Consider the following 14,138-nt stretch of genomic DNA (forward strand, 5'->3'; position numbering starts at 1 on the left):
CCCTCCGGATGACAGGTCTTGGGTGGTGCGTCAGTCGTGCGCGACGACGACGACCGGCGCCGCGGCATGGTGCAGGACGCCGTGCGCCACCGGCCCGATGTGGGCGCCGAACGGGTTGCGGCGGACCTTACGACCCACGACGACCAGCGAGGCCCCGTCCGCGACCTCGACCAGGTAGCGGGCGGCGCTGTCGCACCGGGACTCCTCGGTGACCTGGACGTCCGAGTACTTCTGGCGCCAGGGCCACAGGATCTCGGCGAGGGCCGCGCACTGCGCCCGGGAGATCTCGTCGTGCAGGTGCGGGTCGGCCGGGAGGGCGTAGGCGTAGTAGGCCGGCAGGTTCCAGCCGTGGACGACCCGCAGGACGGCGGACCGCCGGGCGGCCGCCTCGAAGGCGAACTCGATCACCGAGTCGTCGGGGGCGGCGGGGTCCAGGCCCAGCACGACGGGGCGGTAGGGTGCGGCGGCCGACGGGATGCCCACCGGGTCCAACTCGTGCTCGTCCGCGGCCTGCTCTCCGGCGCGGACCAGGACCACGGGAGTCTCGGTGTGCGCGACGACGGCCAGCCCGACGGAGCCGACGAAGAATCCGCCGATCCCGCTCAGCCCGCGGGAGCCGAGGACCAGCAAGTCGGCGTCCTTCGCCGCCTCCACCAGAACGTCGGCGGGCCGGCCGCTCAACTCCACCCTGTCCACCTCGACTCCGGGGTGGCGCAGGGCGATGCCCTCGGCCGCCTCCCGGGGAATCCGCTCGCTCCAGTGCTGCTGTGTCTCGGCACCGAGGAGCGGGGCCTGGGCCATGGGCTCCGGCACGGGCTCCCACACGTGGACGACCTTCAGCGGCAGGCCGCGCAGGTGCGCCTCCCGGGCCGCCCACTCCGCGGCGGCACGGCTCTCGGGAGAGCCGTCGAGGCCCACGATGACGTTGCGGGGCATGCTGTCCACCTCCTGAATCGGTATCCGGTTCCCACAGTGCGGGCGACGAGCGCCGGTTCCACAGGGGCCGCAGGTCCCCGGGCGGGGCCGACCGGCCCCACCGCCGCACGACGCGAGAGAGCCGGATGGTCCGGAAGCTGATCGCGCCGACGCCGCCGATGGCCGTGGCCCCGTCGCACAGGTGGTGCCGCGAGCGGTCATGCGCCTCGGACGACGGGGAGCTCGGCCCGTACGAGGGTCCCGGAGCGGCCGTGGACGATCTCGTACACGGCGTCGAGCGCCCCGATCACGGCGAGTCCGCCGGTGTTCTCGACGAACCGGGCGGCGGTCTCGGCCCTGGGGACCCATCGAGTTGTCGGGCAGCCGGGCGGCTCGGTGGGCGTGAGGTCGAGGACCGCCTCCCGATCGGGGATGCCGTAGCCGGCGTAGAGGTCCGGGACCTCGGTGAGGAGGAGCAGGAGGTCCGCTACGAGGACCTCGGCCGGCCGGGCGGCGGCGAGGTCCCCTTCCGCCGAGCGGGCCTCCTGCCATCGAATGGCCCGCCGACAGGGAACGCAGGCCGCCGAGGGGCTGGGCCGGGCCGCCGATCGGCCCGGCCTCGGGGCCGGGTGGCCCATGGTCCCTGCGGTGCCGCGCCGCCACGATGGAGGTGGTAGCTCCGTACGCCGCACTGGAGGCACGCCATGAACGCTCCCGCAACGACGAGCATGCAGCGGGCACTCCCCGCCGGACACCGGGAACGGCTCATGGGGATCGCCCGCGAGGTGTCCTTCCCGCAGGGTGCCCGGCTCTTCGAGGAGGGCGCACGCGCCGACCGGTTCTGGATCATCCGTACCGGGACGGTCGATCTGGACATACGCGTGCCCGGCCGCCGGGCCGCCGTCATCGAGACCCTCCGGCACAACGAACTCCTCGGCTGGTCCTGGCTGTTCACCCCGCACCTCTGGCACCTGGGCGCCGAAGCGTCCTCGCCGGTGCGGGCCTACGAGTTCGACGCCACGGTCGTCCGCGCGATGTGCCAGGACGACCCCGAGTTCGGCCGGAACGTCGCCGTGTGGGTGGGCAGGATCGTCGCCCACCGGCTGCAGACGGCCCGTGTCCGCCTGCTGGATCTGTACGCCCCCTACGGCAGCGGAGTCCGGGGCTGACCGCCCCGCATCGTGCCGCCCCCATCGCCCCAGGAGTTCCAAGTGCCCGGTTCCCCGCACATCGTGAGTGACGTGATGACCCGCGACGTGGCCACCGTCGGCCGTGACGCGGCCTTCAAGGACATCGTGCGCATCATGCAGGACCGTAAGGTCAGCGCCCTGCCCGTGGTGGACGGGGGCCACCGGGTCCTCGGCATCGTCTCCGAGGCCGATCTGCTGCCCAAGGAGGAGTTCCGCGACAGTGACCCGGACCGGTACACGCAACTGCGCCGCCTGCCCGACCTGGCGAAGGCCGGTTCGCTGACCGCGGGCGAGCTGATGACCTCCCCGGCACTCACCGTCCGGCCCGGCGAGACCCTCGCCCAGGCCGCCCGGACCATGGCGCGGGCCAGGGTCAAGCGCCTGCCCGTCGTCGGCGAGTCGGGCCGACTGGAGGGTGTCGTCAGTCGCGCGGACCTGCTCAAGGTGTTCCTGCGGGACGACGAGGACATCGCCGGGGAGGTCCGGCGCGAAGTCGTCGCCCCTCTCTTCCCGGCCCCGGAGTCGGCGGTCCGGGTAGAGGTGCGGGAGGGAGTCGTCAAGCTGGGCGGCCGGGTCCGCGACACGTCCCTGGTACCGGTGGCGGCGCGGCTGACCCGGGCGGTCGAGGGGGTCGTGGACATCGAGTTCGAGCTGGACGGCCCAGGGCATCCCACGGCTTGAGCCAAGGACATGTGCCGCCCCGCGATCCGGCAACCCTCACCGAAGCTCTCCCCGCACAGGGCCGTACGGCCCTGTGCGCGCCCCATCAGGCCCTCGTGCCGACCGTGCTGCGGGTGAATTCTGGAAGCAGAAGGGGGAGCAGGTGCGCGGCAGTGCCCTCGCGGTTTGCCGCCCCGACTCCGGAGGTGTGTCATGACCGGACGTGTAGTCGTCGGGCTCGACGGTTCGCCCGCGAGCATGGCGGCCGCGTGGTGGGCAGCCCGAGAGGCCACGGACCGGCGCCTGCCCGTGCTGCTGGTCCACTCCTGGACCACCCAGCCGCTGGACCTGCCCATACCGCAGGAGGCACACGCCAAACGGCGCTACGGCCGAGACCTCCTCCGGGGAACCGCGACCGAACTGCGCCGCCGCCACCCCGGACTGCAGCTCACCACGGAACTGGTCTCGGAACCGGCCGCGCAGACCCTTCTGGAGCGCGCCGGGGACGCGTCCATGCTGGCCCTCGGTTCGCGTGGCCAGGGCTCCGTGGCGAGCTTCCTGCTCGGCACGATCAGTCTTCACGTCCTGGGCCTGGCCCCGTGTCCGGCCGTCGCCGTCCGCGCGGGTGATCCCGCCGTCGCAGCGGGCGAGGAGCACCCTGCCGCAGCAGACCGCCACGAGGTCGTGGTCGGTCTGGAGACAACGGGACCGACCGCCGAACCGCTGCTGGAGTTCGCCTTCGGCGCGGCCGGGCCGCGTGGTGCCCGGGTGCGCGTGGTCCGGGCACTGCCCCTGTCCGCGCTGTTCACCGAGGTCGACGAGGACTTCGCGACCGCGGAGCGGACACGGCTGACCGACGCGCTGCTGCCGTGGCGCGAGAAGTTCCCCGACATCCCCGTGGTCGAGTACGTCACCACGGGCCCCGCCGCACAGGTGCTGCTGTCCGCGTCCGCGCACAGCGGCCTCACCGTCGTGGGCCGTCGGCGCCACCCGTCCCACCTCACGTGGAAGCTCGGTCCCGTCGCCCACGCGGTGCTGCACCACCTGCCATGCCCCGTCGCCGTCGTTCCGCACGACTGAGCAGCCAGCAGTGGCCGGGGGGAGGACCGTCATGCACCGCAGTCTTCCGTCCGGTCCACCTCAGCGGGTCAGCACGGCACGTTCAGCCGTGCCGTGGCCCGAGTCGGCACTCCTGACCGTCACGGCCGTCGCCCTGGTGGCAGGAGGCGTCTCCTGGCTGGCGGGCGCCCCCGGTCTCTCGGACCTGTGCTGGGCGCTGGGCACCGTCGCGGCCGTCGTGCCCGCTGTGGGCTGGGTGCTGGCCGCCCTGCGGCGCGGGCAGGCGGGCGTCGACCTGATCGCTGTCCTGGCGCTCGGCGGCACCCTGGCCGTGCGCGAGTATCTGGCCGGGGCCCTGATCGCCCTGATGCTCGCCACCGGCCGCGCCCTCGAGGCGGCCGCGCGGCGGCGGGCCTCCCGCGACCTGCGCGCACTGCTCGAACACGCGCCCCGCACCGCCCGGCGCCGCACCGGCACCGACGTGACCACAGTGCCGCTCGCCGAGGTCCGGGTCGGCGACCTGCTCGTCGTCGGGCCCGGTGAGGTCGTCCCGGTCGACGGCACGGTGTCCGGTGCCCCGGCCGTGCTCGACGAGTCGGTCCTCACCGGGGAGCCCCTCAGCGTGCGGCGCGCGCCGGGCAAGAGCGTGCGCAGCGGAGCGGTCAACGCGGGCAACGCCTTCGAGCTCCATGCCTCGGCCACCGAGCAGGACAGCACGTATGCCGGAATCGTACGGCTGGCCCAGCAGGCCGGCGCGGAGTCGGCGCCGCTGGTGCGGTTGGCCGACCGGTACGCGGCCTGGTTCCTGCCGCTCGCCGTGGCCGTCGCCGGGCTGGCCTGGCTGGTGACCGGCTCCGCCGTGCGCGCGGTGGCGGTCCTGGTGGTCGCCACTCCGTGTCCGCTGCTGCTGGCGGCTCCGGTGGCCGTGGTCTCAGGGCTGTCGCGGGCCTCCCGGCTGGGCGTGGTGATCCGCGACGGCGCCGCCCTGGAGAACCTCGGGCGGGCCCGCACCCTGCTGCTCGACAAGACGGGCACCCTCACCCGAGGTCACCCGCGCGTCGTCGACGTCATCGCCGCGCCGGACGGGACCCCGGCGGAGGTGCTGCGGCTCGCCGCCTCGCTGGACCAGTACTCGCCGCACGTGCTCGCGCAGGCCGTCGTCGACGCGGCCCGGGAGCGCCGGGCCCGCCTGTCCGTGGCCGCGGAGGTGTCCGAGGAACCCGGCCGGGGCGTCACCGGGACCATCGACGGACGCCGGATCACCATCGGACGGCTCGACGACGGCGCGCAGCGGCCGCCCTGGGCGCGCTCGGTGGACAACCAGGCTCTGCTGGACGGGGCGGCGGTCGCCTGGGTCACTGTCGACGAGGTACTGGCCGGCGCCGTGCTGCTGCGGGATCCGCTGCGTCCGGACGCGCCGCGTGCCCTGCGCCGCCTGCGCGCGGCGGGCATCCGCCGGCTGGTGATGCTCACCGGCGACCGCGCCGAACCGGCCCGCGAGGTCGGCGCCGTCCTCGGTCTGGACGAGGTGCGCGCTGGGCTCTCCCCCTGCGACAAGGTGGCCGCGGTGCGCGCCGAACGCGAGCACGCGGTCACCGTCATGGTGGGCGACGGGGTGAACGACGCCCCCGCTCTGGCCGCCGCGGACATCGGCGTGGCGATGGGCGCGCGCGGCTCGACCGCGTCCTCCGAGGCGGCCGACATCGTACTGACCACCGACCGGGTGGACCGCCTGGCTGACGCGGTCGCCATCGCCGTACGGTCGCGGCGTATCGCCGTGCAGAGCGCGCTCGGCGGCATGCTGATGTCGCTCGCCGCGATGGCGGCGGCCGCCGCGGGTCTGCTCCCGCCGGCCGCCGGCGCCCTGCTCCAGGAAGGCATCGACGTCGCGGTCATCCTCAACGCGCTGCGCGCCTTGCGCGACGACCGGGCGGCCCGTCCGGTACTGCGGCCAGACACTCAGGCCCTCATCCACCGCTTCGCGGCCGAGCACGACGATCTGCAGGACGTCCTGCGGTCCGTGCGCGCCGCTGCCGACCGCCTGTGCGACAGCACCGGCCCCGAGGCCCTGGCGGCCGTGCGCGGGGTGCACCTGCTGCTCACGGAACGGCTGCTGCCGCATGAGCACGCCGAGGAACACCAGCTGTATCCCGCCCTCGCCACCGCGCTCGGCGGCCCCGAGGCGACCGCCACCATGAGCCGCGCCCATGCCGAGATCGACCGGCTCGCCCGCCGGATCGCCGTCCATCTCGCGCTCGCCGAGGCCGACGGCGGCCCGGCACCGGAACAGCTCGACGATCTGCGTGCCTGCCTCTACGGGCTGCACACCGTGCTGCGACTGCACTTCGTCCAGGAGGAGGAGAACTACTTCTCCCTCGCCCCCTGAGCGCGCCCCTGCCGGGCCATACCCATCGAGGAGACGACGATGAACGATCCCCCGGGACACGCGAACACCGCACCGCCCGTGCTCGCCTGCGCGCGCCTGGTCCGGCGGTTCGGCGAGCGCACCGCCGTCGACGACGTGAGCCTGGCCATCGCTCCCGGTGAGACGTACGGCCTGCTCGGACCGAACGGCGCGGGGAAGACCACGACGATCCGGCTGGTGTGCGGACTTCTGCGGCCCGACGCCGGGACCGTGTTCGTGGCGGGCCGCCGAGTGTCGACGGCCGCCGGGGCTGCCAAGCGGCTCATCGGCTTCGTCCCGCAGGACGTGGCCCTCTATCCGGATCTCAGTGTCCGCGAGAACCTGCGCTTCTTCGGACGCCTGTACCGGCTGCCGCGCCGCCGTCTGGAGCACCGGGTCGACGAGGTCCTTGAGCTCATCGACCTCACCGGCCGGGCCGGCGATCGAGTCGACTCCCTCTCGGGCGGGATGCGCCGCCGCCTCAACATCGGGGCCGGGCTGGTGCACGCGCCGACGCTGCTGGTGCTGGACGAGCCGACGGTGGGCGTCGATCCGCAGAGCCGGCACGCGATTCTGGAGAGCGTCACCCGGTTCGGCGAGGAGGGCATGGCCGTCCTTTACACCACGCACTACATGGAGGAGGCCGAGCGGCTCTGCGACCGGGTCGGCATCATCGACCACGGCCGCCTCGTCGCCGAGGGCAGCCCGCGTGAGCTGGTGGCCCTGGTGGCGGAGCGGGACCGGGTCCGGCTGACCGCCGTCGGCGATCTGGCGGCGTACGCGCAGGCGTGCCGCGGTCTCAGCCGGGTCGAGGGCGCCGCGCGCACCGGGGACCACGGAGACATGGTCGAAGTGGTGGTCAAGGACGCGCGCAGCCTGTTGCCGCAGCTGCTCGACCTCGCCCACGAACTGGATGTCGACATCCGCAGTGTGGAGATCGACGAACCGAACCTGGAGGCGGTCTTCCTCCATCTCACCGGCACTGCGCTGAGGGAGTGAGCGGTCGTGCGTGTCCTTCTCGCCATCGCCGCGAAGGATCTGCGGCAGCGTCTGCGCGACCGCTCGGCCTGGGTGATCGTGTTCTTGGCGCCTGTGCTGATCTCCGGGCTGATGGCCATGGCGTTCAGCGACAACACCGAGTTCCGCGCCGAGATCGGCGTCGTCGACCTGGACCGCGGCGCGGCGGCCACCGGGCTGACCGAGGTGCTGAAGAGCCCCGAACTCTCCGCCACCGTACGGGTTCACTCCTACGGCGACGAGGCCGCGGCGCGCCGGGCGGTGGACGCCGGCCGGGCGCACGCGGCGATCGTCGTCCCCAAGGGGTTCACCGAGGCGCTGAGCGGCGGGACCGCACAGCCGGTCACCGTCCTGGACAGCGTGGACTTCGGCCTGCAGGCGCAGCTGGCGCGGGCGGTCACCGAGTCGTACGTCGCGCAGGTCAACGCCGACCGGCTGTCCGTGGCCACGGCCGTCGCGGCGGGCGTTCCGCACCAGGACGTCCCCGAACTCGCTGCGAGGGCGGCCCTGTTGAGGCTGCCGGAGCAAGTGCGGGCGCAGGGGCTCGCGGACGACCCGCTGAAGGTCATCAGCTACTTCGGGCCGAGCATGGGGATGTTCTTCGTGCTCTTCTGCGTCGGCTTCGGCGCGCGCGGCTACTTCATCGAACAGCAGCAAGGCACCCTCGACCGGATCGCCGCGGCCCCGGTCGGGCGGGGCGCGCTGCTGCTGGGGAAGTCGCTGTCCACCTTCGTCTACAGCCTGGCCGGCCTGGTGACGGTCGCGCTCGTGTCGTGGCTGGCGTTCGGCGCGCGCTGGGCGGATCCGGTGGGGGTCGCCGCCCTCAGCGTGGGCATGGCGGTCTCCGTGGTGTGCCTGACGGCGTTCGTCATCGCGATCGCCCGTACCGAACGGCAGGCCGAGGGCCTGGCGTCGATCGTGGTGTTCGCGCTCGTCCTGCTGGGCGGCAACTTCGTGTTCGCCTCCGGCACGTCCCTGATGCGCCGGCTCACGCTCTTCACCCCCAACGGGTGGGCTCTGCGTGGATTCACCGACCTGGGCACCGGGGTGCGCGGCTGGGCCGCGGTCGGTGCCCCGCTGCTGGGCATCGCCGCGTTCTCGGCGACCGTGGCGGCGGTGACGGCTCTGCTCCTTCGGCTGAGGAGGCCGACATGACCGCACTCGCAGTGACCCGGGCGACCGTCGCGCGGGCGTTCCGGGACCGTACGGCACTGTTCTTCATGGTGCTGCTGCCGGTCGCCATCATCGTCGTCATCGGGGTCACGGTCAGCGGCTTCGACCAGTTCCGCGTCGGCCTCGTCCCGGCCGCCGTGTCGGGCCCCGTGGCCGAGGAGCTGGTCACCGGCATCGAGGAGGCGCCGGGCCTGCGGACGCGCACCTACGAGACCGCGGCGGACGCCCGTTCGGCGTTGCGCCGGGCCGAGCTGGACGCCGTGGTCGTGGTGCCCGACGGGCTCGACACGGCCGTGCGGGAGGGGCGTGCGGTCATGGTGCCGGTGCTGGTGGAGCCGTCGGGCAGCGCGGGGCACGCCGCCGTGTCGTCGGTGTCGGCCGTCGTCGCCGAGCACGCGGCGCGGTTGCAGGCGGCACGCTTCGCCGCCGAGGAGACCGCCGGTGACTTCGACGACACCCTGGCGCTGGCCCGCGGCGCCGAACGGGCGGCTTCACCGATCGCGGTGCGCACCGAGACCGTGAACGGGCAGAGTGACTATCTGCCGCTGGGCTACGGCTACAGCACGCCGACCATGCTGGTGCTGTTCGTGTTCATCAACGCCCTCGCGGGTGGCGCGGCCATCGTGCAGACCCGCCGGACCGGGGTGTACGCCCGCGCCCTCGCGGCGCCGGTCTCCGCCCGCACCCTGGTGCTCGGCGAGACGGTCGCATATCTCCTGCTGGCCCTGCTGCAGTCCCTGCTGATCGTCGCCATCGGGGCGCTGGCCTTCGACGTCGCCTGGGGCGACCCGCTCGCCGCCGGAGTCTTGGTCGCCGTGTGGGCGCTGGTCGGTACCGGGGCGGGTGTCCTGGCCGGTGCCGTGTTCCGTACGCCGGAGCAGGTGCACGCCGTCGGCCCGGCGCTCGGGATCGGCCTCGGCATGCTGGGCGGCTGCATGTGGCCGCTGGCGCTGGTGCCCGACTGGCTGCGCAGTGCGGGCCACGCGGTACCGCAGGCGTGGGCCGTCGACGCGTGGACGACCCTGCTGTCCAGGAACGGGGATCTGACGTCGATCCTGCGCGAGCTGGCCGTGCTGGCGGGCTTCGCCACGGTGCTGCTCGCCCTGGCGACCGTGCTCCTGCGGCGGCGGCTGACGGCCGCTTCCGCGGCGTGATCGTGGGCGCGCTCAGACGATCTCGAGGACCTGAGACACCGCGCGACGCGGGGTCTCGGACCCCGAAGGACCGTATCCGAGGCGCAGCACCATCTGCACGAACCCCATGGCCGACCCGGGGTCCCGGGCAAGCTCGCGCAGGTCGTGCCGTTCCAGGGAGTGCGAGGTGAGGGACGTGGCCAGGCCGTGATGGGTGGCCAGCAGGAGGACGCGTTCCAGGGCCTGTCCGGCGCGCATCCAGTCCTCGGGGCGGTCGTGGGTCGTGCCCAGCAGAGCCAGTTGCGGTGCGCTCTCGAAGTCGGCCGCCGGGCGGCCCGGCACGGTCCGCCGGCCGGCGAAGTCCCGGACCGGGGCCCGGCCCGCGCGCCTGCGCGGTCCGAAGGCGCCCTGCGGGATCCCGTCGACCGCGGCCTCCGCGCCCGTGCGCGTCCACTGTCGTATGTCCTCGAACCGCTCGGGGTCGAGGGTGTCGCGGCCTTCGACGTCACGGACGTGGTCCAGCAGGGACTCCACATGCCAGGGCTCGGGGAACAGCAGCCGCGCACCCTCCCCTTCGGCCGCGTCGCACAGCGCGTCCCTGATGTCGGCCGGAATCGTCTCGTCCTGGAAGGGGTGCCGGCTGGTGTGCCGGCGTGCGACGGCCGGGAAGAGCAGCGCCAGGTCGCGGTCGGGCCGGTCGGTGCCGGCGAGTCGCACGGTGGCGAGCAGCAGCGGGTCCGCCGGGTCGGGGAGCAGGCTCGTCTCGGCCCGCTCTCCGGCGTGGGCCGCGGCGACGCGGAGGTTGAACAGGGCCGCACCACAGCCCAGGTGCAGGGCGCGATGGTCGGGGTCGGTGCGCGGCATCGCCCGGCCGAGGTCGGCCCGTAGCTCGAGGGCGTGGTCGGCTCGGAGGTAGCGGAACCGCCACGGTTGGGCGTTGTGCAGTGAGGGCGCGGCCGTGGCGGCGGTCACCAGGGCCGTGGCGTACGTCCTGTCGTCGGGTCGCGTCGGCATGGCGCGCACCTCCCCTTGCGGGATGAGCCGGCCGTCCGGTCACGGTCAGGCTTTGGTCAGGCCGACTCCGTTTGCGCGCAGCACGGACATGCGGTGCCCGTACTCCTCCTCGTCGATCTCTCCACGGGCGAACCGCTCGGAGAGCAACCGCTCGGCGGACTCGCGGTGCGAGGGCTCGCGGTGCGGGGGCTCAGGGGTGCGGTTCAGGGTGCGGAAGAGCAGCACGGCGACGGTGATCAGGAGTGCCCAGAGCAGGGTCGTGCCTGCTGACATCGCGAACCAGTCCCAGCCATTCATGTCATGACGGTTCCAGTACATCTCGGGCTCCTTCGCGCGGCGAGGGCGGCCTTCGGACTTCTTTCAGGACCAGCTTCCGGCCTCGCACGACCGGCGAGAAGAGGCCGCCAGGTCCCCCCTCCGGGGCCGTTCGGCCCCGGTTGTGCGGTCAGTCCGGGAGCCACAGCCGTACCGTCTCCCCCGGCTGCAGACTCAGCGTCCGGTCGGGCAGCCGGATGTCGATCGGTGAGGCGTCGGAGGACGGTACGGCGATCTCCAGCCGCTCGCGCTCCAGGTGCAGCCGTACACCCCAGTGGCCCTGGTACCGCAGGGCGAACCCGTACGACGAGAGCTCCGGCAATGGCACCGGGTCGAGCCACAGGGCGCCGCCGCGGGTCTCCAGCCCGGTCAGTCCGCGCTGGACCAGGTCCAGGGTGCCGGCCATGGCGCCGAGGTGGATGCCCTCGCCGGTGGTGCCGCCCTGCACGTCTGCGATGTCGCCCTGCAGGGCCTCCTGGCAGAACTTCCAGGCCTCCGCCCGCCGGTCCCGGGCCAGCACCCAGCCGTGGACGAGGCCGCTGAGGGTGGAGCCGTGGCTGGTGCGGCGCAGGTAGTAGTCGACGGTGCGCCGCCAGGTGTCCTCGTCGAGCTGGTACCCCAACCGGCCGAACACCGTGCGGAGTTCGGCCGGCGAGAACAGGTAGCCGAGCATCAGGACATCGGCCTGCTTGGACGCCTGGTAGCGGTTGACGCTGTCGTCCTCCGCCTCCAGGATCCGGTCGAGCCGCCGGATGTCGCCGTACCGGGCGCGGTAGGCCTCCCAGTCGAGCTCGGCGAGTTCGCCGTAGCCCTCGAACTGGCTGATGACGTCGTCATGGAACGGCACGTGGAGGGTGCGGGAGACGTCCTCCCACAGTTCGAGTTCGCCGCCGTCCAGGCCGGTGCGCTCGACCAGCTCGCGGTAGCGGGGCTCCGGCAGCGTACGCAGCAGCTCCAGGGTGCGGGCCAGCACCCAGGCAGCGGTGACATTGGTGTACGCGTTGTCGTCCAGGCCCGGCTGTTGCGCGTCGGGGTAGGCCTCGTGGTACTCGTCGGGGCCGACCACTCCCTTGATGCGGTGGCGGCCCAGGCTGTCGTCGTAGACGGCCGAGTCCGCCCAGAAACGGGCGATCTGCAACAGCATCTCGGCGCCCTTGGTGTGCAGGAACTCCGTGTCCCCGCTGGCCTCGCAGTACTGCCACACGTTGTAGGCGATCGCCGAGCCGACGTGGTGCTGGAGGTGGGAGTGGTCGGGCAGCCAGCGTCCCGAGCGCGGGTTGAGGTGCAGCTGCTGGGTCTCCTCACGGCCGTCGCTGCCGCTCTGCCAGGGGTACATCGCGCCCTTGCGGCCCACCGAGCGGGCGGCTGTGCAGGCCTGTTCGAGGCGCCGGTGGCGGTAGCGCAGCAGGGCGCGGGACACCTCGGGGAAATGCAGGTCGAGGTAGGGCAGGACGAACAGTTCGTCCCAGAAGACGTGACCGCGGTAGGCCTCGCCGTGCAGGCCCCGGGCGGGTACGCCCACGTCAAGGTCCGCGGTGTGCGGGGAGAGGGTCTGCAGGACGTGGAAGAGGTGCAGGCGCAGGATGCGGCCCGCCTCCCCGGGGACGTCGAGGTCGGCACGGCGCCAGAGCTGGTCCCAGGCGGTGAGGTGCCGCTCGAGCAGGTCGTCGAAGCCCGGGGCCTGGCCGACCCTGTCGACGGCGGCGTACAGCGGGTCGCTGATCGCCGGGTCGTGGGAGGTGTGCAGGGCGACGGTCTTGTCGACGGTGACGGTGCGGCCTGGAGCGAGGTCCAGGAGCGCCTGCTGGACGGCTCGCGGGACTTCGTGGCGCACGGCGAGGGGGGCGTCGACGGTGAGCCGGGCCGCCATGCCGATGCGGACGTCGGAGGTGCGGGTACGGCAGCGCAGCCACACCGTGTCCGGGGTGGCGGTGCCGGTGTGGACGTGGGTCAGGTGGTGGCCGTCCAGGTCCCGGTAGCGCGGGACGCCGGCGTTGGTGACGCCGCCGTCGAGGGCGGCCTCGACCTCCAGCGGGCCGGAGAATCCCTCGGCCGTGAACTCGGTGCGCAGGGCGGCGAGATGGGGATCCGCCATGTGCACGAACCGCTGCTGACGTACCGTCAATTCACGACCCTCGCCGAGGTCGTAGCGTGTGCGGCGCTCCAGCAGCCCCGCGGACAGGTGCAGCATCTGCCGGTGGTCGAGCACGGTCGCGGTGTCGGGAGTGAGCCATGGCCCGCCCGGCAGGCGGTAGCGCAGGGGCAGCCAGTTGGGGACGTTGACCATGTCCTCGTTCTCCACCTGCCGTCCGGCCACCTCGGAGGTGAGCCGGTTGTAGCAGCCGGCCACGTAGGTGCCGGGATAGTGCACTTCGTCGGCAGCGCACTCCGGCAGCGCGCCACGTGTAGCGAAGTAGCCGTTTCCGAGGGTGCACAGCGACTCGCGCAGGCGTTCGTCGGCGGGCGTGTAGCCCTCGTACTCCCAACTCCATCCCGTCACGTCGGCTCTCCTTCCGTGACCAGCTCTCCGAGATCCCTCACGACGACGTGGGCGCCGTGCCGCAGCAGTCTCGCGCCGGTGTCCTCGGCGGCGGCTCGGTCCACGCCGATCACCAGGGCGAAGCCGCCGCGCCTGCCGGCCTCGACGCCCGCGAGCGCGTCCTCGACGACAGCGGCCCGGCGGGCGGGAACACCGAGCCGCCGAACCGCCTCCAGGAACAGATCGGGTTCCGGCTTGCCGGCCAGGCCGAGCCGTGCCGCCTCACCACCGTCCACGAGGAGGTCGAACAGGTCGAGTACTCCGGCCCGGCCCAGCAGTTCACCGGCGTGCCGGGAGGCGGAGGCCGCCGCGCAGGGCACGCCCGCCCGACGCAGGGCCCGCACCAGCCGTACCGTCCCCGGATAGGCATCGACGCCGTGCTCGCGGAGTTGCTCGGTGAAGAGGCGTTCCTTCTCCGCGGCGACGGCCCGCACCGTATCGGGCGACGGGTCGATGCCACGGGCGGCGAGGAAGGCGGCGGCGCCGTCGAGACGGGACTTGCCGTCCACATGGCGCAGATAGTCGTCCCGTACGTCGAACGGGCGGCGCTGGTCCGGGTGCTCGGGCGGGTGGGCGCGCAGATGGGCGTCGAACGCCGTCCTCCATGCGGCGGCGTGCACCCGCGCCGAGTCGGTGATCACTCCGTCGGTGTCGAAGACGACGGCACGCACGTCCCGCAGGCCCGCAGCGAGCGTCCCGGGGGCGAGGGACCGGCCCAT

Annotated in this window: 13 protein-coding genes; 7 read left to right on the forward strand and 6 right to left on the reverse strand. The window is 73.2% G+C overall.

Annotated features, from left to right (window positions below):
* Nucleotides 1-30: 30 nt before the first annotated feature.
* Nucleotides 31-936: a universal stress protein gene (locus tag OG381_RS01910; protein ID WP_327714304.1), complete on the reverse strand. Its 906-nt coding sequence runs from the start codon at nucleotides 934-936 to the stop codon at nucleotides 31-33.
* A 197-nt stretch (nucleotides 937-1,133) separates the two neighbouring features.
* A complete protein-coding gene (locus OG381_RS01915) occupies nucleotides 1,134-1,553 on the reverse strand; it encodes a hypothetical protein (protein WP_327714305.1) in 420 nt (139 codons plus the stop codon).
* 66 nt (nucleotides 1,554-1,619) lie between these two features.
* Here OG381_RS01915 and OG381_RS01920 point away from each other — a divergent pair, with 66 nt between their 5' ends.
* The 7 genes from OG381_RS01920 (at nucleotide 1,620) to OG381_RS01950 (ending at nucleotide 9,572) form a co-directional block, all read left to right on the forward strand.
* Nucleotides 1,620-2,084: a cyclic nucleotide-binding domain-containing protein gene (locus tag OG381_RS01920; RefSeq protein ID WP_327714306.1), complete on the forward strand. Its 465-nt coding sequence runs from the start codon at nucleotides 1,620-1,622 to the stop codon at nucleotides 2,082-2,084.
* 42 nt (nucleotides 2,085-2,126) lie between these two features.
* Nucleotides 2,127-2,786, forward strand: a complete 660-nt coding sequence (locus OG381_RS01925; protein WP_327714307.1) for a CBS domain-containing protein — start codon at nucleotides 2,127-2,129, stop codon at nucleotides 2,784-2,786.
* Between the two features lie 192 nt (nucleotides 2,787-2,978).
* On the forward strand, nucleotides 2,979-3,845 hold the full coding sequence (locus tag OG381_RS01930) for a universal stress protein (protein WP_327714308.1): 867 nt from the start codon (nucleotides 2,979-2,981) through the stop codon (nucleotides 3,843-3,845).
* Between the two features lie 31 nt (nucleotides 3,846-3,876).
* A complete protein-coding gene (locus OG381_RS01935) occupies nucleotides 3,877-6,210 on the forward strand; it encodes a heavy metal translocating P-type ATPase (protein ID WP_327714309.1) in 2,334 nt (777 codons plus the stop codon).
* A 39-nt stretch (nucleotides 6,211-6,249) separates the two neighbouring features.
* Nucleotides 6,250-7,227 (forward strand): ABC transporter ATP-binding protein, encoded by a 978-nt coding sequence (locus tag OG381_RS01940; protein ID WP_327714310.1) that lies wholly within the window; start codon nucleotides 6,250-6,252, stop codon nucleotides 7,225-7,227.
* Nucleotides 7,228-7,233: 6 nt separating this feature from the next.
* Nucleotides 7,234-8,400, forward strand: a complete 1,167-nt coding sequence (locus OG381_RS01945) for an ABC transporter permease (RefSeq protein WP_327714311.1) — start codon at nucleotides 7,234-7,236, stop codon at nucleotides 8,398-8,400.
* Complete coding sequence (locus tag OG381_RS01950; RefSeq protein ID WP_327714312.1) at nucleotides 8,397-9,572, forward strand: ABC transporter permease; 1,176 nt, start codon at nucleotides 8,397-8,399, stop codon at nucleotides 9,570-9,572. The genes OG381_RS01945 and OG381_RS01950 overlap by 4 nt, the downstream gene beginning before the upstream one ends.
* A gap of 12 nt (nucleotides 9,573-9,584) precedes the next feature.
* On the opposite strand, the gene OG381_RS01955 is transcribed toward OG381_RS01950, so the two are convergent.
* From OG381_RS01955 to OG381_RS01970, 4 genes are all read right to left on the reverse strand, one after another.
* Nucleotides 9,585-10,565, reverse strand: coding sequence for an Acg family FMN-binding oxidoreductase (locus OG381_RS01955; RefSeq protein WP_327714313.1), 981 nt, complete (start codon nucleotides 10,563-10,565; stop codon nucleotides 9,585-9,587).
* Between the two features lie 45 nt (nucleotides 10,566-10,610).
* Entirely contained in the window at nucleotides 10,611-10,883 is a 273-nt protein-coding gene (locus tag OG381_RS01960; RefSeq protein WP_327714314.1) for an SHOCT domain-containing protein, read from the reverse strand.
* A gap of 127 nt (nucleotides 10,884-11,010) precedes the next feature.
* Nucleotides 11,011-13,380, reverse strand: a complete 2,370-nt coding sequence (locus tag OG381_RS01965) for a glycoside hydrolase family 65 protein (protein WP_327714315.1) — start codon at nucleotides 13,378-13,380, stop codon at nucleotides 11,011-11,013.
* The gene (locus OG381_RS01970) at nucleotides 13,377-14,138 is read right to left on the reverse strand and encodes an HAD family hydrolase (protein WP_327714316.1); all 762 of its coding nucleotides are present in this window, start codon (nucleotides 14,136-14,138) and stop codon (nucleotides 13,377-13,379) included. The genes OG381_RS01965 and OG381_RS01970 overlap by 4 nt, the downstream gene beginning before the upstream one ends.

This window comes from Streptomyces sp. NBC_00490 (assembly GCF_036013645.1).
Lineage (GTDB): Bacteria > Actinomycetota > Actinomycetes > Streptomycetales > Streptomycetaceae > Streptomyces > Streptomyces canus_F.